Source organism: Kineosporia succinea, from assembly GCF_030811555.1.
Classification (GTDB): Bacteria; Actinomycetota; Actinomycetes; order Actinomycetales; family Kineosporiaceae; genus Kineosporia; species Kineosporia succinea.
This window is the reverse complement of sequence record NZ_JAUSQZ010000001.1, coordinates 5,700,798-5,720,641: the sequence shown is the minus strand read 5'-3', so window position 1 is coordinate 5,720,641 and position 19,844 is coordinate 5,700,798. Positions and strand designations below refer to the sequence as shown.

15 protein-coding genes, 3 pseudogenes and 1 riboswitch are annotated in these 19,844 nt (G+C 71.1%); of the genes and pseudogenes, 7 read left to right on the top strand and 11 right to left on the bottom strand.

All coding sequences use genetic code 11. The annotated features are described in order from the left end of the window. Positions 1–119 precede the first annotated feature (119 nt). The 4 genes and pseudogenes from J2S57_RS24820 to J2S57_RS24810 all read right to left on the bottom strand — a co-directional run. Positions 120–974 (bottom strand): annotated as a pseudogene (locus J2S57_RS24820) (glycosyltransferase 87 family protein); the annotation flags it as partial. 46 nt (positions 975–1,020) lie between these two features. Beyond that, positions 1,021–1,563, bottom strand: a pseudogene (locus J2S57_RS24815) (response regulator); the annotation flags it as partial. A 40-nt stretch (positions 1,564–1,603) separates the two neighbouring features. Next, positions 1,604–1,696 (bottom strand): annotated as a pseudogene (locus J2S57_RS35420) (hypothetical protein); the annotation flags it as partial. 50 nt (positions 1,697–1,746) lie between these two features. Beyond that, a complete protein-coding gene (locus tag J2S57_RS24810) occupies positions 1,747–1,896 on the bottom strand; it encodes a hypothetical protein (protein ID WP_307247169.1) in 150 nt (49 codons plus the stop codon). Between the two features lie 191 nt (positions 1,897–2,087). Between J2S57_RS24810 and J2S57_RS24805 the strand changes: the two genes are divergently transcribed. The 5 genes from J2S57_RS24805 to J2S57_RS24785 all read left to right on the top strand — a co-directional run bounded on the left by J2S57_RS24805 (position 2,088) and on the right by J2S57_RS24785 (position 9,481). Further along, positions 2,088–3,185, top strand: a complete 1,098-nt coding sequence (locus tag J2S57_RS24805; protein ID WP_307247167.1) for a thiamine pyrophosphate-dependent enzyme — start codon at positions 2,088–2,090, stop codon at positions 3,183–3,185. Then, complete coding sequence (locus tag J2S57_RS24800; protein ID WP_307247165.1) at positions 3,182–4,216, top strand: alpha-ketoacid dehydrogenase subunit beta; 1,035 nt, start codon at positions 3,182–3,184, stop codon at positions 4,214–4,216. Before J2S57_RS24805 ends, J2S57_RS24800 begins: the two co-directional genes overlap by 4 nt. Further along, positions 4,209–5,873, top strand: a complete 1,665-nt coding sequence (locus tag J2S57_RS24795; protein WP_307247163.1) for a dihydrolipoamide acetyltransferase family protein — start codon at positions 4,209–4,211, stop codon at positions 5,871–5,873. Before J2S57_RS24800 ends, J2S57_RS24795 begins: the two co-directional genes overlap by 8 nt. Before the next feature lies 1 nt (position 5,874). After that, positions 5,875–6,079, top strand: a riboswitch (cobalamin riboswitch). 28 nt (positions 6,080–6,107) lie between these two features. Next, on the top strand, positions 6,108–7,631 hold the full coding sequence (locus tag J2S57_RS24790) for an ABC transporter substrate-binding protein (RefSeq protein WP_307247161.1): 1,524 nt from the start codon (positions 6,108–6,110) through the stop codon (positions 7,629–7,631). Positions 7,632–7,648: 17 nt separating this feature from the next. After that, positions 7,649–9,481, top strand: a complete 1,833-nt coding sequence (locus J2S57_RS24785) for an ABC transporter permease subunit (RefSeq protein WP_307247159.1) — start codon at positions 7,649–7,651, stop codon at positions 9,479–9,481. A 112-nt stretch (positions 9,482–9,593) separates the two neighbouring features. Here J2S57_RS24785 and J2S57_RS24780 read toward each other — a convergent pair whose 3' ends face one another. The 3 genes from J2S57_RS24780 to J2S57_RS24770 form a co-directional block, all read right to left on the bottom strand. After that, positions 9,594–11,015, bottom strand: coding sequence for a J domain-containing protein (locus J2S57_RS24780; protein WP_307247157.1), 1,422 nt, complete (start codon positions 11,013–11,015; stop codon positions 9,594–9,596). 138 nt (positions 11,016–11,153) lie between these two features. After that, the gene (locus J2S57_RS24775; protein WP_307247155.1) at positions 11,154–11,918 is read right to left on the bottom strand and encodes a dienelactone hydrolase family protein; all 765 of its coding nucleotides are present in this window, start codon (positions 11,916–11,918) and stop codon (positions 11,154–11,156) included. 142 nt (positions 11,919–12,060) lie between these two features. Beyond that, complete coding sequence (locus J2S57_RS24770; RefSeq protein ID WP_307247153.1) at positions 12,061–12,747, bottom strand: FadR/GntR family transcriptional regulator; 687 nt, start codon at positions 12,745–12,747, stop codon at positions 12,061–12,063. Between the two features lie 119 nt (positions 12,748–12,866). Between J2S57_RS24770 and J2S57_RS24765 the strand changes: the two genes are divergently transcribed. Beyond that, entirely contained in the window at positions 12,867–13,637 is a 771-nt protein-coding gene (locus J2S57_RS24765; protein WP_307247151.1) for a class I SAM-dependent methyltransferase, read from the top strand. Beyond that, complete coding sequence (locus J2S57_RS24760; RefSeq protein WP_307247149.1) at positions 13,634–14,740, top strand: M20 family metallopeptidase; 1,107 nt, start codon at positions 13,634–13,636, stop codon at positions 14,738–14,740. The genes J2S57_RS24765 and J2S57_RS24760 overlap by 4 nt, the downstream gene beginning before the upstream one ends. Here J2S57_RS24760 and J2S57_RS24755 read toward each other — a convergent pair. Genes J2S57_RS24755 through J2S57_RS24740 form a run of 4 tightly spaced genes read right to left on the bottom strand, consistent with a single transcriptional unit; the run spans position 14,733 to position 19,740 of the window. Then, positions 14,733–15,587: a carbohydrate ABC transporter permease gene (locus tag J2S57_RS24755; protein ID WP_307247147.1), complete on the bottom strand. Its 855-nt coding sequence runs from the start codon at positions 15,585–15,587 to the stop codon at positions 14,733–14,735. The genes J2S57_RS24760 and J2S57_RS24755 overlap by 8 nt on opposite strands. After that, positions 15,584–16,507, bottom strand: a complete 924-nt coding sequence (locus J2S57_RS24750; protein ID WP_307247145.1) for a carbohydrate ABC transporter permease — start codon at positions 16,505–16,507, stop codon at positions 15,584–15,586. The genes J2S57_RS24755 and J2S57_RS24750 overlap by 4 nt, the downstream gene beginning before the upstream one ends. 5 nt (positions 16,508–16,512) lie before the next feature. After that, positions 16,513–17,784, bottom strand: coding sequence for an ABC transporter substrate-binding protein (locus tag J2S57_RS24745; protein WP_307247143.1), 1,272 nt, complete (start codon positions 17,782–17,784; stop codon positions 16,513–16,515). A gap of 45 nt (positions 17,785–17,829) precedes the next feature. Then, the gene (locus J2S57_RS24740) at positions 17,830–19,740 is read right to left on the bottom strand and encodes a glycoside hydrolase family 127 protein (protein ID WP_307247141.1); all 1,911 of its coding nucleotides are present in this window, start codon (positions 19,738–19,740) and stop codon (positions 17,830–17,832) included. Between the last annotated feature and the right edge of the window lie 104 nt (positions 19,741–19,844).

The following is a 19,844-nucleotide window of genomic DNA, read 5'->3' as shown; positions in this document are numbered from 1 at the left end:
AGCAGGCCCAGGCCGGTGACCAGGTAGGCGTTGGTCACGAACGGGCTCACCTCGCGCGGCACCCACCACATCGGCGAGAGCACGAACACCGAGACCGATGCCCCCAGCAGCAACCGGCACAGCCACGACGCCGACCGGGCCAGGACGACCAGCGCGGGCAGTGCCCAGACCCAGTGGTGACTCCAGGAGATCGGGGACACCACCAGGCTGGTCACGCCCGTCGCCGCCACGGCGCCCGGCCAGTCACCTCGGCGCCCGGGCACACCGACCCGCGTGGTGTCGTAGAAGATTTCGCGCCAGTAGAGCCACGACGCCCCGGGTGAGGCCAGTGCCCCGAGCGCGGTGCACACGGCGAACGTGATCGCGGCCGTGACTGCGGCACGGACCTTTCCGGCGAACAGCAGGAGCACGACGAAGACACCCGGCGTCAGCTTGATCGCGGTGGCCACGCCGACACCGATCCCGACGGCGCTGCCGGCGCTGCGCCCCTCGGCGGCCCGGCGCAGATCGTGCAGGACCAGTGCGAGCAGGAACAGGTTGATCTGGCCGAGGAACAGCGTGTGCCAGACCGGTTCGAGCATCAGCCCGCCGACCACGATCCACAGCGTGAAGCGAACGCCCACCAGCCGCAGCATCTCCCGCCCGGCCAGCGCGAACGCCGCGACCGAGGCCACGTTCCACAGCACCCGCGCCGGCACCAGCGGCAGCCAGGACAGCGGGGCGAACGACAGGGCCGCGAACGGCGTGTACGTGAAGAACAACCCGCCCTGCCGTTCGAGGTACAGCGCCGCTCCCTCCTGGATCGCCGACCCCCCGGCCCGGTAGATGAAGAAGTCGAGCGGGTTCCAGCACAGCGTGAAGACGATGACGGCCAGAACCTGAAACCCGAGCACCGTGTGGGCGAGCCGGCCACCGTCGGCGCCCCGACGCGTCCGTAGGCCCTGAAAGCACTCCTGTGAGAACCTTTTCGCCATGCCTTCAGGCTGCCGGAGGCACCGGCTCGGCACATCGGCCCGCGGGCTACATCCCGGAGGGCTTCACCAGGCCGAACTCGTAGGCCAGAATGACGAGCTGAACCCGGTCGCGCGCATCGAGTTTCGTGAGCAGCCGGGCCACGTGAGCCTTCGCCGTGGCGCCGCTGATGACGAGCTCGGCCGCGATCTCGGCGTTCGAGCGACCCCGGCCGATCAACGTGAGCACCTCACGCTCGCGCTCCGTAATGGCCTCCACCCCGGTGGAAACCGCGGGGCGGGCCGCCCGGCCGGTCAGCGCGTCGACGAGCCGCCGGGTCATCGAGGGTGCGATCAGCGCGTCACCGGCAGCGATCACGCGGATCGCGGCCAGCATGTCGTCGAGGGAGACGTCTTTCACCAGGAACCCGCTGGCACCGGCCTGTAGCGCCCCGTAGAGCGACGCGTCGTCGTCGAACGTGGTGAGGACGAGAACGCGCGTGGCGTCGTTGGCCGCGACGATGCGGCGGGTGGCCTCGATACCGTTCACCCCGGGCATTCTCAGGTCCATCACCACCACGTCGGGCTGCAACCGGGCGGCGAGATCGACCGCCCCCAGAGCGGCTGGTGTTCTCGATCGCGCTCAGAGCGGCGCTGGCCTCGTGGGGCTGGGTGTCGATGACGCGGGCGCCCATACCGGCCTGGAACGCGATGGCACCCAGGTTGTGCGCGATCAGGTCGTGCATCTCGCGTGCGATGCGCAGCCTTTCGGCCTCGATCGCCCGTTCCGTCTCGATCAGCCGGCCCACGATCGACCGGCGCCGCGAAGCGACTCGTTCATCATGCGGCGATAGGCCAACTGGGCGACCACCAGATAGTTCACGAGCAGCGCGAACAACAGCAGCCGGACCAGCAGGCGGCGGGGTCGGGCGACCAGAGGGCTCACATCACGACGCTATCCCTCCCCGGCCGCCCGGACATCGGCCCACGGGCGTAAGCCCACGGGCTACCCATCCGCACCCTCCCGACCGGATGGCCCCGCGCGTCCACCATTGACGCGCCGCCGCCGACAGGCAAAGAATTGTGACCGCACGGTCAGTATTTCGTGTCCGCATTCGACGATGAAGGTGGCACCGGGTGACTGAAGGTCTGCTGCCGACCGACGAGCCGATCCAGCTCATCGATCCGGCCGGGTCACGTACCGTGACCACCACGTTCGACCTGCCCGACCGGGAGACTCTGACGGCGCTCTACCGCGCGATGGTGTCGGGCCGCCGGTTCGATGCTCAGGTCACAGCTCTGACCAGGCAGGGAAGGCTAGCCGTGTACCCGTCGTCGCGGGGTCAGGAGGCCTGTCAGACCGGAACCGCACTGGCGTTGAGACCACAGGACTGGCTGTTCCCGACCTATCGGGACTCGGTCGCGGTGGTCACGCGCGGTATCGATCCGATGGACGTGCTGGTGAGTTTCCGGGGCGACTGGCACTGCGGGTACGACCCTCGGCAGCACCGGACGGCGCCGCAGTGCACCCCACTCGCGACGAACACGCTGCATGCGGTCGGTCTGGCGCACGCGGCGCGTCTCAAGAACGAGGACACGGTGGCCGTGGTGCTGCTGGGAGACGGTGCCACCAGTGAGGGCGACACCCACGAGGCACTGAACTTCGCCGCGGTCTGGAAGGCGCCCGTCGTGTTCGTCGTGCAGAACAACGGGTACGCGATCAGTGTGCCGCTGCACCGGCAGACGGCTGCTCCTTCCCTGGCGCACAAGGGAATCGGTTACGGCATCCGGTCCTTCCGGGTCGACGGGAACGATGCGGCGGCGGTGTACGCGACGGTCTCGGCGGCGGTCTCGGCCGCCGCCGCGGGGGCCGGGCCGGTGCTGATCGAGGCGGTGACGTACCGCATGGAAGCTCACACCAACGCCGACGACGCCACCCGTTACCGGCAGGACGACGAGGTCGCGCACTGGCTCGAGCGTGACCCTTTGCGCCGGCTGGCAACGTTTCTCGGGCTCAAGGGCAGCGAGTTCGACGACGAGGCGGAACTTCTCGCCGCCGATGTGCGGACGCGGGCGGGCACGGACGCCTCCCCCTCACCGGAGTCGCTGTTCGAGCACGTGTATGCGGAGCGGCCGGTGATGCTGGAGAGGCAGATGGTGGACGCGCTGGACCTTCCTGCAGGGGGAAGGTCCGGAGTGGAAGGGCTCGAGGAGGACGGGAGGGGGACCCGATGAGCACCGTCGCGCAACCTGTCACAGCAACGGAAAGCTCGGCCCGGCAGTCGGTCACGCTGGCCGGTGCACTCAACCGCGCCCTGGGCGACGCACTGGAGGCCGACGAACGGGTCGTGGTGTTCGGGGAGGACGTCGGTCCGCTGGGTGGGGTGTTCCGGGTGACCGACGGGCTCGCGGCCCGGTTCGGTGAATCCCGGGTCTGGGACTCACCCCTCGCCGAGTCGGGCATCGTCGGTACCGCCATCGGCATGGCCATGAACGGCCTGCGGCCGGTGGTCGAGATGCAGTTCGACGCGTTCGCCTACCCGGCCTTCGAGCAGATCACCAGCCACCTGGCCAAGATGAGAAACCGAACGAGCGGACGCGTCGGGCTGCCGGTCGTGGTCCGCATCCCCTACGGGGGTGGCATCGGCGGGGTGGAACACCACTGCGACTCGTCCGAGGTCTACTACACGCACACGGCGGGGCTGCGCGTGGTCACCTGCGCCACGCCGGCCGACGGGTACCGGCTGCTGCGCCAGGCCATCGACAGTCCGGATCCGGTGATCTTCCTGGAGCCCAAACGGCGCTACTGGAGCAAGGAAACAGCCGAGCTCACGGTCGACGGGCCGGCCCTGCACGAGGCCCGGGTGGTGCGGCCCGGGCGGGACGTCACGGTGATCGCCTACGGGGGCATGCTCGCCACGGCGCTGGAGGCCGCCGAGATGGGCCGGGCGGAGGGCTACGACCTGGAGGTCGTCGACCTGCGCAGCCTGAACCCGTTCGACGACGACACGGTCACGGCCAGCGTGCGGCGCACCGGCCGGGCCGTGGTGGTGCACGAGGCGGCGGGGTTCTGCGGGTACGGGGCCGAGGTGGCGGCACGGCTGACGGAGCAGTGCTTCCACCACCTGGCCGCGCCGATCCTGCGGGTGACCGGGCTCGACATCCCCTATCCCCCGCCGAAACTCGAGGCGCATCACCTGCCCAACGCCGACCGCATTCTCGACGCGGTGGCCCGACTGCAGTGGGAGGACGAGCCCGGTGCCTGACTTCCTGCTTCCCGATCTCGGCGAGGGTCTGACCGAGGCCGAGGTGATGTCGTGGCTCGTCGAGGTGGGTGACGAGGTGGTGATCGACCAGCCGGTGGTCGAGGTCGAGACCGCAAAGGCCTCGGTCGAGGTGCCGGTGCCGTTCGCGGGCGTCGTCACGGTGCTGCACGCCCGGCCGGGAGATGTGGTGGCCGTGGGGACGCCGCTGATCACCGTGTCCGAGGCCCGGCAGTGGGCGCCGTCGTTCGGTGGCCTGAGGGAACCGGGAGTGGAACTGGCGCCGGAGGTCCCGGTGGCCGAGACCCCCTTGGTCCAGGCCTCGGCCGGCTCACGGCCCGGTGGCCAGCCGGCACCCGCTGCGGACGGGCGGGTGACCGGCGCTGCTCCTGCGGCTCCGTCGGTGGTGAAGGCTGAACCGTCCCCGAGCTCGCAGTCCGATGCGCCCGAGGGCAACCCGGCTGCGGTTGAGGGCAGCGGCAGCGTGCTGGTGGGGTACGGCACCAGTGGCGGATCCGGGACGGGTTCGGCCCGTCGGCGCCGGCCTCCTCGTAAGGGAGCCGCGATCGGAGCACCGGTTTCGGGTACCCGGGCGGCGGAACCGGGAGACGAGGTGTTCTCCCCCGGCGCTACGGGGCCCACCGGGCAGCTGGGCGCCCCGAACGGCAGCTCACCCCATTCGTCGGAAGTCGCCGTTTTCACGCCGGATTCGACGGTCGTGCGCGTCATTTCGCCACTGGTCCGGAGGATGGCCCGCGAGGCCCGTCTCGATCTGCGGCGTGTGACCGGTTCCGGTCCCGACGGCCTGATCATGCGGGCCGACATTCAGCAGGCGATCGAGGCTCGGCCGTCGGCCGAGTCGTCGGCCCAGTCGGCCTCGGCCGCTGTGGATGAGCAATCCGCCGGGTACGAGCGCATCGTGCTGACGGGCGTGCGCCGGTTCACGGCCGAGAAGCTGGTCCGTTCCCGCCGAGAGATCCCCGAGGCCACCATCTGGGTCGACGCCGACGCCACCCAGCTGCTCGAGGCCCGGGCCGCGATCAACGCGAGTCTCGGGCGGGCCGGTTCCGGCGGGACGGCAGCCGCCACCCCCGCGACGGGCAGCGGCACCGCCGGCGCCACCCCGGGCAGCGCCGTCAGCCTGGTCGCCCTCCTGGCCCGGTTCACCATCGCCGCCCTGAGACGGCATCCGGAGCTCAACGCCACCGTGGAGGACGGCGAGATCCATCAGCACCACGCCGTCCACCTGGGGTTCGCCGCGCAGACCGACCGGGGTCTGGTGGTGCCGGTCGTCCACCACGCCGACCGCCTCAGCACCCGCCGGCTCTCCGCCGCCATCGGTGAGCTGACCGACCGGGCCCGCCGGGGCGTCCTCCAGCCGGCCGACCTGACCGGAGGCACGGTGACGGTCAACAACTACGGCGTGTTCGGCACCGACGGCGCCGCCGCGATCATCAATCACCCCGAGGCCGCGATCCTCGGGCTCGGGCGGATCATCGAGCGGCCCTGGGTCGTCGACGGGCAGCTGGCCGTCCGCAAGGTCACGCAGCTCACCCTGAGTTTCGACCACCGGGTCTGTGACGGCGCCACCGCCGGCGGCTTCCTGCGCTTCGTCGCCGACTGTGTCGAGAGGCCGGTGACCGCCTTGAGCGACCTCTGAGGTACCGTGACCAGGCCGTGGTGCTCGGGAATTCCGGTGTGATACCGGAGCGGCCCTCGCCACTGTGATCGGGAAGTCGCCGGTTCGCGTAGTCCGAATCGGGCGCCACTGGGCCCCTCCGTCCCCACGACGGCAAGAGCCTGGGAAGGTGCGCCGGCGACGCTTGACCCGAGAGCCAGGAGACCGGCCACGGCACAGTTTCGCAACCACGAGGTGCTGGAGGCGGTCCGTTCCATGGGCCATGCGCAAAATCTGACGAGGTCCGCGTTCACCGCGGTCTCAGCCCTGTCCCTCCTCGCTCTGGCGGCCTGCGGCGGCGGATCGGCCAAGGCCGGTACCGATGCCGGAGCCGGAGCCGGAGCCGAGAAGCCCACCCTGCGGTATGCCTACGCGTTCACGCCGGTCGCGGCGCTGTCCCCGTACAGCGACGACGCGGTGACCAGCTACGGCGTGGGCGCCACGGAGACCCTGACCAAGCTCGACCCGTCCGGCACCCCCGAGGCCTCCCTGGCCACGAGCTGGGAGCAGACCGACGACACCACCTGGGAACTCACGCTCCGCGACGGCGTGACCTTCCAGGACGGCACGGCGATGGACGCGAAGGCCGTCGCCGCGTCCCTCACCCACGCCGCCCAGGCCGAGCCGGCGCCCCGAGCGCTGTCCGGCACCGAGCTGACCGTCACGGCCGACGGCGACGACAAGATCACCGTCGTCACCAAGACGCCCGACCCGGTGCTCGTGCAGCGGCTGACCTCCCCTGAGCTGGTCATCCTGTCCGGCGGCGCGTACGACGACCCGGCCTCGCCGACGCCGGTCGGCACAGGCACCGGTCCGTACACGATCACCGAGCTCAACGGCACCACCTCGGCCGACCTCACGGCCAACCCCGCCTACTGGGGCGGCACCCCGGCCCTGAAGGACATCGAGCTCAGCTTCGTCGCCGACGGCGACCAGCGCGCGTCCGCACTGCGGGCCGGGCAGACCGACCTGGCCCAGGCCGTGCCCGCCGACCAGCTCCCCCGGGTCGGAGCCGATCACGTGCTCGCCGTACCGCTGCCCCGCACCGTCTCGATCCACCTGACGCAGACGTCGAAGGTGTTCCAGGACGCGTCCCAGCGCGAGGCCGCCCGCGAGGCGGTCGCCGGTCTCGACATCGCGGGCTCCATCTACGCCGGTGCCGCCGACCCGGCGAAGGGCCTGTTCTCGTCGGTCTCCACCTGGGCCGCCGACCGTCCCGCACCCGAGTACCCGAAACCCTCGACGCCGGCCAAGACCCGGATCACCCTGGCCACGTTCTCCGACCGGCCCGAACTCGCCGAGATCGCCACCGTCGTCGCCGACGAGTGGCGCAAGGCCGGGTTCGACGTGAAAACGGTCGTGCAGGAGTACAACCAGATGGAGGGCGACTACCTCAAGGGCACCTACGACGCGGTCATCATGAGCCGCTCCTACGGCCAGGACACCGCCGACCCGATCAGCTACCTGCAGGCCGACTTCGGCTGCGACGGCGGCTACAACATCAGCCGGTACTGCGACACCACGCTCGACACCGACCTGGCCGAGGCCGCCACACAGACCGATGTGAGCACCCGCAACCAGGCCGCGGTCGCCGCCGAGCACACCGTGCTCTCCGACGTCGCCGTCATCCCGCTGATCCACGACCGCACCCAGTTCGGTCTGGCCGACGGCGTCACCGGTCTGGCCGGCGATCCGTGGGAGCGCGCGGTGATCACCGCCGAGACCACGATCAGCAACTGATACGGCTCCCCGTGTTCATGCCCAGTTCCTCGCGTCGCCAGGGGCGAACTGGGCCTGGACACGGGCGGAAACCGCGCAGGAGCAACGCGATCGAGCGGTTCGGCCCCGGCCGTCTGCGTTCGCTCCCCGGCACCCTCGCCACGTCCCTGTTCCTGCTGGTCGTCGTCGCGGCGCTGCCCTGGCTGCGCGGTGAGGACCCGGCCCAGACCGTGCTGCGCGTCCGCTTCACCGCCCGCGGCCACGACCCGGCCGCGGTCGAAGCCCTCCGTCGCGAACTGGACCTGCCCTCCTCGCCCGTCCATGGCGTCCTCACCTGGCTCCTCAACGCCCTGCGCGGCGACCTCGGCACCAGCTGGGTCAGCCGTCAGCCGGTCGTCGAGCTGGTCGGCCCCGCCCTGCGCACCTCCCTCACCCTGGCCGGCACCGCGCTGCTCGTCGCGCTCGCCGTGGCCGCCCTCCTGCTCTCCCCCACCGTCCGGCAGGGCGCGCGTTCCGGTGCACGTCCCCGTAACCGTTGGCCGACATGGCTTTCCGGTCCGGTGCCGGCCGCACTCGCGGCGCTGCCGGAAGTCGTGGTCGCGGTCGCCGGGGTGCTCCTGTTCGCCGTGACCTGGCGTCTGCTGCCGGTCTTCGGCTGGAACGGCCCGATGAGCGCAGTCCTGCCAGGACTGGCACTGGGTCTGCCCGCGGGTGGTCTGCTGGCACGGATGCTCTCGGCGACCGCCGAGCACACGCTCGACGAACCCTGGGTGCGCACCTGGCGGGCCTCCGGTCTCGACCGGCGTCCGCTGCGCCGGGCAGTCATGCGCCGCATCGTCGCGGTCGGTGCGCCGCAGTCGGTGGTGGTCGGGATGTCGATCGTCGGGTCGTCGGTCGCGGTCGAGAAGGTCTTCTCGATTCCGGGCGCGGGCACGCTCGCTCTCGACTCGGTGCTCGCCGAGGATCTGCCCGTGGTGCAGGCGGTGCTGGCGGGTTTCATCGCGGTCGGACTGGTCGCGGCGGCGCTGGCCGCCGTGGTGCACCGCACCCTCGCGCTGCCCGACGCCGAGCGCGCCGCCGGCGAGCCCACCCATCTCGGTTCGGATGTCCATGAAGGACGACCGGTCGCCCCGGTCGCTCTCCTCGCCCTGGTCGCGGTGGGACTCGCGGTCGGGCTGACCCGCAACGGCACCGCGACCGATCTCTCCGCCCGCCTGGCCTCCCCCGGCCCGGCCCATCCTCTGGGGGCGGACGCGGTGGGGCACGACCAGTGGGGTCGCCTGGCCGAGGGCACCCTGCTGACGGTGTCCCTCGCGGCCGGCATCACGCTCGCCGCGCTGGTCGTCGGGGCGCTGCTCGGCACGGCCGCCGGTCTGGCCGGGCCCGGGCGGGCGCCGGGGGCGCTCGACGTCCTGGCCACCGTCCCGTCGAACCTCGTCGGCCTGCTCGTGGCGGCCGCGCTGGGGCCGGGCCTGCGCGGTGCGTGCCTGGCGGTGCTGCTCGTGGCCTGGATCCCGCTCGCCGTGCATGCGCGCACCCTGGCCTGCGAGGCCCGGAACACCGGATACGTCCGGGCGGCGGTTCTGTGCGGTGCCGGCCCGGCCCGGATCCTGCGGGTCCATGTGCTCCCCGCCGTGCTCGGCCCGTTGCTGCGTCACGCGCTGGTCCGGCTCCCGGCCGCGGCTCTGGGCATCGCCGGGCTGAGTTTCCTCGGGCTGGGCGCCGATCCGGACCGCCCCGAGCTCGGTGCCATGCTCGCCTCCGGGGTCGGCTACCTGGAGTCCGCCCCCTGGCTGGTGCTGGGCCCGGCCGGGGTGCTCATCGTGCTGGCGGTCCTGACCAGTGGGAACACGCGGGCTCGCGGTCACTGACGGGCCGGGCTCCGCCTCCGTCACCGACGCTCCGTCACCCCGCGGGCCAGGCCCTCGCCAGGCCGGTGGCCGCCACGAACACGTACGCCGAACGACGCCCGGGAACTGAGCTCTAGAACGGCACCCGCGCCGCGATCAGGAACCCGAGCACCACGATGACGACGGCCAGCACCAGGCTCGCGGCATCGGGTGACGGCGCCGATCGCCGCGGCAGCACCCGCACCCGCGGCAGGCCGAGGTGCGGCGGGCTCGGCAGACCGAGACGGGGCCCGGCGGGCAGGCCGATCCGCGGAAGACGGGGCAGCCCCAGGCGCGGGAACCGGATGCGCCGTCGGCGTGAAGGAGTTCGGGGCCTCCCTCCGCGCCACGGCACGAAGGAGGGGGTGGAGGCGCGGGTCACGTTCTCGGGGGTGACGCGTCCGGGTCCGCCGGAAGGAACGGAATGTTCACGGTCACGAGGCGTTTCGGGGTGGCCCGACGCCGGGGAGTTGCCGGGCTCTGCCGGGGCGGCGGCCCGCGAACCAGCCTGCGAACCAGCCTGCGAACCGGCCTGCGAACCGGCCGCAGCCGGGCCACTCACGCCAGGGCTCGCGGCAGCCGTTGCCGGGGCGCCGGCGCTCGGGTCGGCGACCGGCGCGGCTGGGCCACCACCGGGCAGGCCACCCCTGCTCCGTCCATCCGGAATGTCGTCAGCGGTGACTGAGGCACGGCCGCCGGCGTCGTTGGCGTGGGCCGAGGCCGTTGCCCCGGGTTCTGGGCCCTGGCCGTCCATGCCCTGACCGGCCGCGCCCGGCTCACCTGGCCGGCCGGATCGGGCAGCCCGTTCTCTCTGTCGCTCGGCCGCTCGAACCCAGGCCTGCTGCCGCGCCTGACGACGGCGGGCGACCTCTTCCCGGCTGTTGTCCCAGACGTCCGGTGGGTGCGGGGCCTCGAGGTCCGGCCGGGCCACACCCCCGTCGCCCCGTCCGCCCCCGGACCACCGCGAGCGCTGCTGGACAGCCGCCCACTCCGCGGCCCGATCGGCCATCCGCTGCTGCGCCGAACTCCGCAGTCCCGGCCCGCTCACCCTGTCGTCCCGCCCGGCACCGGCGGCAGTACCGAACCCGGCACCAGCAGCAGGACCGCCTGCCGGACCAGCGGCAGCACCGGCACCCGCACCGGCGACAGGATCGGCATCAGACCCGGCACCGCCCGACGACGCGGCACCCGCCGCGGACCTCGGACGAGAACCCGCCCCAGGCGACGAGAACCCCCGTGTCGAGAACCCACCCGGCTCCCCGAACCTTCCCCAGTACGGGTCGACCAGCCGCCGGTCACGCACGTACGCGTCGTACCCGGCCCGCTCCCGGATCAGCCAGCGATGGGCCGTCGACACCAGCCCGGCCCGGTCCCGGTCACCGCCACGATCGGGGTGCAGCTCGAGCATCCGCTGCCGGTAGGCCTTGTTGACCTCGTCCGCCGCCGCCGACTCGGGTATCCCCAGCACCTCGTAGGCACTGCGGCCGCCGAGGTCGTGGAAGCGTGCGGAACTCACCCGCCGAGTATCCCCCAGTCACGCGGCACCGGCGGGGCCGTCACCGACGACCCCATCCGGATGCGCACCTACTACCCGGCCAAGCCCTACCCACACCGAGCCCTACCCGGGCCAGGGGCAGCACCCAGCACGATCCGGCTAGGCCAGCGTCTCCCCGAACAGGTCCAGCATCGCCCGCCAGCTGCGCCGGTCCGCGAGCTCCCGGTACGGCGGGATGCCCGGCAGCGTGAACGCGTGCGGCGCACCGGCGTACGTGGTCACGGTCCAGTCCAGGTCGTCACGGGTCCGCAGCTCGTCCTGGAACGCGGTCACCGCCTCGTCGGGCACCACCGGATCGTCGCCCCCGGTCAGCACCAGCAGCGGCCCGGTGATCCCCTCGACGTCGGCCGGCGAGTGCGCGATCAGCCCGCCGTGGAACGACACCGTCGCCGCCACCGGCGCCCCGGTGCGCGCGAACTCCAGCGCCGCACTGCCCCCGAAGCAGTACCCGATCACGGCCACCCTCTGAGCGTCACTGCGCTCGTCGAGCACCACCCAGTCGTACGCCGCACCCACCCGCGCCCGCAGCAACGGCAGGTCGCCGTAGTACTTCCCGGCCTCGGCCTCGCAGTCCGCGGTCTCGGTGAACCGGCGGCCCTGCCCGTACACGTCGGCGCAGAACACGAAGTACCCCAGCCGGGCCAGCATGTGCGCCCGCGCCTTCGGGTACTCCCGCAGACCGTGCCAGTCGTGCACCACGACCACCGACGGCTTCGGCCCGAGGATCGAGGCATCGTGCACGGCGAAGCCCTCGAGCGTCACCCCGTCGTGGTCGTACGTGACGACCTGTTCCTCGATGCGGGACCCCGGCGCGAGCGGCACCCGGTCGACGAGCTCCTGGTGGACGGGGGAAAACTCGGTCACCGCGACACTCCCTCAGAACGACGAGCCATTGATTGCCCGCTCAACATAAACCGCTCCGCCCCAACCCGCCCGGCGCGACCCGACGACGGCACCAACGCCAGGGACGGCACCAACGCCAGGACCGCACGAACGCCAGGAAGACCTACGACCCCAGCCGCGTCGCATCGATCCGCGTGTACGTCTCCCTCAACCCCGACAGGTGCGCCCGCATCACCCGTCCGGCCGCCCGCCCGTTCCGCTCCCGCACGTGCTGCAGGATCTCGGCGTGCTCGGCAGCCACCCGCTCCCAGAACCCGGCGCCGGCCTGCTCGCGCGCGAACCGTTCCCGCAGCACCGAGAACACCGGCCGCGCCATCATGTCGATCAGCGGATTGCCCGCCGCCTGCAGCAGCACCAGATGGAACTCGTCACCACAGTCACCGGCCACCCTCTCGGACAGCCGCCGCAGATCCTCGTCCGACCGCCTCCGCGCCGCTAGCTCGGCCGCCGGAACCTCCAGCTGTGAGCGCACTTCCAGCAGCTGCCCGACACTGAGCCGGCTGCGCGACAGCAGCGTGAGCGACGTCTGCAGGTAGTCCGCCACGTCGTCGGGCGACGGTTCGGCGATGAAGGTGCCCCCGTTCACACCCCGCGAGGAGGTGAGCAGCTTCTGCGCCGACAGCACCCGCAGAGCCTCCCGCAACGTGCCCCGGCTGACCCGCATCCGCGCCGTGAGCTCCCCCTCGGGCGGCAGCCGGTCGCCGGGCCGGAGGTCGCCGGCGACGATCATCTGCCGCAGCTCCTCGGCGACGCGCTCGTACTCCAGCGGACGGGGCCCATTCCCGGACATGTGCCCACGCTAGCGTCACATCGGACACACACAGCACACCGGGTTCGCACCTTCAGTGACATCGAAACACAACGCTGCGAGCCGGTCACACAGGACGAACACCGACTAATCTCCGCGCCATGGTGACGAGGAAGCAGGACGGATCGGCGGGCGACGCCGACTACGGACGGATCGGCGGCGGGTACCACACCTACCGGCAGCCCGAGCCGGCCTTCGAGACCGCGATCGCGAAGGCCCTGGGGGACGCGGGCCGGGTGCTCAACGTCGGCGCGGGCGCCGGCTCGTACGAGCCCGGCGACCGGGAGGTGGTCGCCCTCGAGCCGTCGGAGTCGATGCGCGCCCAGCGTCCGGCCCACCGGGTGCCCGCCGTCGACGGCACGGCCGAGCACCTGCCCTTCGACGACGACAGCTTCGACGCCGTGATGACCACCTTCTCCGTGCACCAGTGGTCGGACCTGGAGGCGGGGCTGGGCGAGATGCGCCGGGTCTCGCGGGGCCCGGTCGTGATCATGACCAGCGACCCCGACCTGCTCGACCGGTTCTGGCTGATCGATTACGCTCCGCTCGTGATCAGCACCGAGGCGCGACGCTACCCCTCCACCGACCGGATCGTGCGGGCTCTCGGTGGCCACGCCCGCGTCGACCCGCTCCCGGTCCCCCTGAACTGTGCGGACGGGTTCAACGAGGCCTACTACGGCCGGCCGGAGATGCTGCTCGAACCCGCTGCCCGGCAAGCCTGTTCGGCCTGGAGCTTCGTCCCCGCGGACGAACGGGAGCGCTCGGTCGAGCGGCTGCGGGCCGATCTCGAGAGCGGCGCCTGGGACGAGAAGTACGGGCCCCTGCGCACTCAGCCGTTCTTCGAGGGATCCCTGATCCTGGTGACGGCATGACTCCCGCCCGCAGCGGCAAGGGTCCCGACCTTCAGGCCCTGCTCGACGACCTGCGCACCCTGGTCGAGATCGAGTCCCCCTCCGGCGATCTCGCCGCCCTGGAGACCTCGGCCATCGCCGTCCGCGACCTGCTCGAGAAGCGGCTCGGCGGCAGCGCCGAGATCGTCGCGAGCCCGGCCGGCCCGCACGTGCGCTGGTCGGGCGGCGGGACCCCGAGGGTTCTTCTCCTCGGCCACCACGACACCGTCTTCCCGATCGGCACCCTGGCCCGGCGCCCGTTCACGGTCACCGGCGAAAAGGTGCTCGGGCCCGGTGTCTTCGACATGCTCGGCGGTATCGTGCAGGCCGTCCACGGCCTCATGCTGCTAGACGACCTCACCGGCGTGACGTTCCTGGTCACCTCCGACGAAGAGGTCGGGTCGGTGCACTCGCGGTCACTGATCGAAGACGCCGCGAAGACGGCCGGGGCCGCTCTCGTCTTCGAGGGCGCGGGTGACGGTGGTGCGCTCAAGACCGCCCGCAAGGGCTCCGGCACGTTCGAGATCACGATCACCGGGAGGGCGTCACACGCCGGGCTGGAGCCCGAGGCCGGCGTCAACGCCCTGGTCGAGGCGTCGCACCAGGTGCTGGCGATCGCCGCCCTGGCCCGCCCCGATGCGGGCACGACCGTGGTGCCGACCATGAGCTCGGCCGGATCGGCCTCCAATGTCGTTCCCGCGCAGGCGAAGATCACCGTCGACGTCCGGGTCACCTCGGCGGTCGAGAAGCAACGGCTTGAGGACGCGATGGCCGCCCTGGTCCCGCACCTCAGCGGTGCGGTGGTCGAGGTGAGTGGAGGCGTGACCCGCCCACCCATGCCCGCCTCGGCCTCGACCGGGCTCTTCGCCCTGGCCCGGACCTTCGATCCCGCGATCCGGGGCGTGGCCGTGGGCGGGGCGAGCGACGGCAATCTGACCGCCGCGGTCGGGGTCCCCACCCTCGACGGCCTGGGAGCCGTCGGAGGTGGGGCGCACGCCGATCACGAGTTCGTCGTCCTCGACACCATGACGCAACGGGCGCGCCTCACCGCCCACGTCGTCCAGAAGCTGCTCAGCGCTACTTGACCGCCCCCGCGACCAGACCCGCCACGTAGTAGCGCTGCAGCACGAGATACAGCACGATGCACGGGATCGCGGTGACCGCGACCCCTGCCTGCATGATGCCCCAGTTCAGGGCGCCGAGCTGGTTCGACGCCAGCACGGTGAGGGTGACCGGCAGGGTGAACTTCGCCTCGTCGGTCACCAGCACCAGCGCCGCGAAGAACTCGTTCCAGCTGGTGAAGAACGTGAAGAGTGCCGTGCTGATGAGACCCGGCACGGCGACCGGCAGCATGACCCGCACCATCGCCGACACGTAGCCGCAGCCGTCGATCAGCGCGGCCTCCTCGATACTCGCCGGCAGCGCGGCGAAACTGTTGCGCATCAGGAAGATTCCGAGCGGCAGCTGGAACGTGGTGTAGACCAGCACCAGACCGGTGAGCGAGTTGTTCAGGCCCAGCGTGTGCAGGATCGAGAACAGCGGCGTGATGACGGCCTGGAACGGGATCATGAACGTGGCCAGGATCAGGAAGAACAGCACCCCGCTGCCGACGAAACGCAACTTGGCGAAACCGTATCCGGCCAGCGTGGCCAGTACGACCGTGAGCAGGGTGGCACCGATCGACACGAACAGGCTGTTGCCCACGTGCGTCCAGATGCCCACCGAGCCGGTGTTTCCCAGCGCCTCGTAGTTGTCGGCCGAGATCCCGTGCGGATACCGGGTCGGCGGGCTCTGCGTGGCCTCCGACGTGCTCTTCAGCGACTGGCTGATCATGACGTAGAGCGGCTGGAGCACCACCACCGACACGCACAGGCAGGCCACCCACCAGGCCGCCCGCGGCAGCGACCGGCGCACCTCGGAAACGGTTTTCACGAGAAGTCCGTCTTTCGCAGCAGCAGCATCTGCACGGCGCTGACGGCGGCCAGCACCACCATCAGCATGGCGGAGAGGGCCGCGCCGTAGCCGAGGTCGAAGTTGATGAACGACGTGCGGTAGATCTGGTACACCGCCGTGATCGTGCTGTTCGACGGCCCTCCGGCGGTCATGATGAAGAACTGGTCGAACGCCAGCAGCGAACCGGCCACCGAGAACACCAGCACCAGGGCCAGGGTCGGCCTCAGCAGCGGAAGAGTGACGTACCGGAACGACTTCCACGGCCCGGCGCCGTCGATGCGGGCCGCCTCGGTGAGTTCGGCCGGGATCGACTGCAGCCCGGACAGCAGCAGGATCATCTGCATGCCGGTCATCTTCCAGATCACCATGAGCACGACCGTGACCAGCGCGCTGGTGCTCGTGGCGAACCAGTTCGACTCCCCGTCGCCGACCATGGCGTTCAGCGGTCCCAGGCCCGGCTGCGCGAGATACAGCCACAGGTAGGCCGCGGCCGCGAAACCGATGACCACCGGCAGGAAGAACACGGTCTGGAACACCCGCGCGGGCCGGCCCGGGCGGTTGACGAGCACGGCCAGGGCCAGTGCCGCGACGAACAGCAGCGGGGTGACGAACAGGGTGTACTTCAGTGTGAAGACGACCGAGTCGAGCCAGGTGTCGTCGCTCAGGGCCTTCGTGTAGTTACCCAGCCCGACCCAGGTGTGCTCGCCCAGCAGCGGCCAGTCGTGCAGGCTCATCCAGAACGTCATGCCCAGTGGCAGGAGGAAGAAGACGAACACGACCAGCAGTGCCGGGGAGACCAGGGCCAGGCCGACGAACTGGCGGCGCCGGGCCTGGGTGAGCCGCCGGCGTGGCACCGCCGGACGCGCCCGCGGCGGTGAGGCGACAGTAGTGGTGGCCATGCCGATCAGCCCGCGTCGATGATGGCCTGGGCGGCCTTCTGGGCCTCGGCCTGTGCCGCGGCGACGTCACCGCCACCGAACACCGCCTTGTTGATCATCGTGGCCCACGGCCCGTTGTTGTCGTTGATGATCGCGTTCTCGACCACGCTGTACGGGGTCCTGCCCGTGCTCATCGATTCGCCGAGCACCTTGTAGCGCTCGTCGTCGCGCCCGTAGATCGCCTTGACCAGGTCGGTGCGCACCGGCACGATCGAGTTCTCGGCCAGGATGGTCTGGGCCTCCTCACCCGTCGCCCAGGTGACGAAATCGTAGGCCACCGCCTTGTTCCTGGCCCCGGCCGTCACCGCGATCTCGTCACCGCCCGCGAAGGAGCCGGTGCCGCCGTCCTGCCCGACGATCGGCGTCACGCCGAAGTCGATCTTCTTGTCCGCCGCCAGGGTCTGCACGAAGAACGCGCCCAGGTTGACCATGCCGACCTTGCCCGACTGGAACGTCGTGCCCTGGGTGGTGCCGTTGTCGGTCTTCGACGTCGGCGCCATCAGGCCCTCGTCCCACAGCGTGCGGTAGAACCGCAGCGCCTGGGTGACCTCGGGCGAGTCGAACTGCGCGGTCCGGCCGTCGTCGGAGAGCACGTCACCGCCGCTGGCCCAGACGTGCGGCGCGAACTCGAAGATGTTGCAGCCGCCACACTGCCCCGCCATCACGAACCCGTAGTAGCCCTTGCCCAGCTCCTTGACGGCCCTTGCCGCATCGAGCATCTCGTCGTACGTCGTCGGCGGCCTCTCCGGGTCGAGGCCCGCCTTCGTGAAGAGGTCCTTGTTGTAGAAGGTCACCGACGCCTCGGCGGTGAACGGCAGCGCGTAGGTCTTGCCCTCGTAGGTGGCCAGGTCACGGTGGGCCTGGCTGAGGTCGTCCTTCCACTCCAGCTCGTCCTGCACGGCCGTCAGGTCGTCCAGCACGCCCTTCGAGGCGAAATAGGGCAGGTAGACCAGGTCGATCGAGGCGATGTCGGGTCCCGAGCCGGAAGCCGCTGCGGTACCGAACTTCTGCACGAAACTCGTCGCCGGCACCACCGACACCTTGACCTTGCCGTCGTGCGAGGTGTTGTAGGCGTCGGCCAGCAGGTTGATGAAACCCTTCTGGCTGTCACGGGCCCACAGCGTGGCGGTGCCGGTGGGCTTGTCGGTGGCACTGCTGGTGTTCTCGTCGTCGCCCCCGCAGGCCGTCAACCCGAGCAGGGCGACGGCCGCGGTGAGCGTGGCTGCTACGAACCTCATTGTCCTGAGCATGACGGCGTCCCTTTTCCGCTGGGGTCGGTGGCTTCAGAGCGTGGGGATCCAGACGCGCATGGCACCCGGGCCGCGGTTCGCCCAGGCGTAGTAGGGAATGGCGGTGAACTCGATGGTGGACGGTGTGGTCACCGGCCGCCCACCGGCGAACGTCTCGTACAGGGAGCCGTTCTCGGGGGCGAGAGCACCGCTGAGCCTGAGGCGCAGGGGTGCGACGTCGTCCACCGTCGGCTCGACCGCGACGGGAGCGGCCGGATCGAGCCGGACCTGCTCGACGAGCACGCCCTCGGGCAGGTCGGCCTGCTCGACGGCGAACACCAGCGGGCCGAGAGTGACGGCCAGGCAGCCGCGCACGGCGTCGACCCGTTCGTCGGCGCGCACCAGCCGCGGGACCAGCGGCAGGCTGAGGCGCAGCACCTCGCCGTCCGCGACCGTGACGATCAGGTACTCCCCGGCCACCACGTCCACCGTTCGATCGCCCACGCTCGCGACCGCGCCGCGCGCCCAGGCGGGCACCCGGACGCTCAGCTCGCCGGAACCGGTTGCGGTGACGGCCAGTTCACCGTCGAACGGATAACCGGTCTCGACCGTGACCCGCAGACCCCGGACCGCGTAGGTGCCGGCGTGCAGAAGGTGCAGCTGGAGCCGGTTCTCGGTACCGGTGGCCACGTAGCCCTGTAGCGACGCGATCAGCCGGGCGATGTTCGGCGGGCAGCACGCGCACCCGTACCAGCTCAGGCGCTCACTGGGTGAGTCCTCGTGCGAGCCCTCGTGACCGGTTCGCAGCTGCAGCGGGTTGGAGTAGAAGAACGCCGTGCCGGTCTTCGCGGTGGAGGCGGCGATGTTGTTGAACAGCGCCCGTTCCATCTCCTCGGCGTACTTCGCCTCGCCGGTGGCCAGCAGCAGGCGCCAGCACCACTGGAAAGCAGCGATGGCGGCGCAGGTCTCGGCGTAGGCGCGGTCGGGCGGCAGCTCGTAGGGATCGCCGTAGGCCTCGTCGCGGTGGCGCGAGCCGTGGCCGCCGGTGATGTACATCTTCTGCTCGAACGCGCTGACCCAGAGCTTCTCCATGGCGGTGAGCAGAGTCTCGTCACCGGTCTCTTGGTAGACGTCGGTGGCCCCGGCCGCCAGGTACAGCTGACGCACGGAATGCCCGATGGCTTCGGTGTTCTCGCGTACCGGCAGGTGGTCCTGGAAGTAGATCCAGCCGAAGTGCCCCTTCGGCAGGGCACGGTGGCCGCGGTGGTCGATGTGCCGCCGGGCCGCGGTCAGGTAGTCCTTCTCGCCGGTCTCGCGGTACAGCTCGACCAGGGCGGTCTCCACCTCGGGATGCCCGTCGAGGATCGGGTTGCCCTGCCCGTCGTCGAGTTTCACCACGTGGTCGGCCACCCGGCGAGCGACCCGCAGCAGTCGCTCGTCGCCGCTGCCCCGATGCACGGCGACCGCGGCCTGGATCAGGTGCCCGGCCGAGTACAGCTCGTGCGTGCGCTCGGGCTGCGCGAACCGCTCCTCGCCGTCGACGCCCTGCACGTAGGTGTTGAGGTACCCGTCGTCGGCCTGAGCCTTCTCCATCAGCTCGGCCAGGTCGGCCAGCCATCCGGTCCAGGAGCCGGTGCCGGAGCGGCCGATCTCCCAGCCGACCGCCTCGACGGTCTTGTAGAGGTCGGTGTCGGCGAACCACGGCCCCCGGAACGCCCCGGCCGGCCCGTCGGGGCCGGCCTCGGCCAGCCGCTCGAAATTAGCTATGACGCCGCTGGATTCGAGGTTGGACACGCAGTGCGCGATGGTCGCGGCACCGTTCAGCTCCTGCCAGGCCCCGAGCATCGACCGCGGGGCGAGGATGGACGCGCGCAGCGGCAGCGGGGTGAGCACGGCCGGGCGACGGGGAGCCGCCGGGCCGGGAGCCGCCGGGTGGACGGTGGTGTCAGAGGCCTCAAGGGTCACGTGTCGCCCTCTCGTCGCGGAGGACCGGCTGGGGAACGCGGCAGTGGTGAGGCGCCGGCCCCGTTGCCGGAAACTGCAGGAAACCGTTTGTCTGCTGCTCAAAG

What these genes read in the sequence shown, in the direction of transcription:
- J2S57_RS24800 (WP_307247165.1), top strand. Translation starts at nt 3,182, where the DNA reads ATGAGCACCGTCGCGCAACCTGTCACAGCAACGGAAAGCTCGGCCCGG.
- J2S57_RS24790 (WP_307247161.1), top strand. Translation starts at nt 6,108, where the DNA reads ATGGGCCATGCGCAAAATCTGACGAGGTCCGCGTTCACCGCGGTCTCA.
- J2S57_RS24785 (WP_307247159.1), top strand. Translation starts at nt 7,649, where the DNA reads ATGCCCAGTTCCTCGCGTCGCCAGGGGCGAACTGGGCCTGGACACGGG.
- J2S57_RS24770 (WP_307247153.1), bottom strand. Translation starts at nt 12,747, where the DNA reads ATGTCCGGGAATGGGCCCCGTCCGCTGGAGTACGAGCGCGTCGCCGAG.
- J2S57_RS24765 (WP_307247151.1), top strand. Translation starts at nt 12,867, where the DNA reads ATGGTGACGAGGAAGCAGGACGGATCGGCGGGCGACGCCGACTACGGA.
- J2S57_RS24760 (WP_307247149.1), top strand. Translation starts at nt 13,634, where the DNA reads ATGACTCCCGCCCGCAGCGGCAAGGGTCCCGACCTTCAGGCCCTGCTC.
- J2S57_RS24750 (WP_307247145.1), bottom strand. Translation starts at nt 16,507, where the DNA reads ATGGCCACCACTACTGTCGCCTCACCGCCGCGGGCGCGTCCGGCGGTG.
- J2S57_RS24745 (WP_307247143.1), bottom strand. Translation starts at nt 17,784, where the DNA reads ATGAGGTTCGTAGCAGCCACGCTCACCGCGGCCGTCGCCCTGCTCGGG.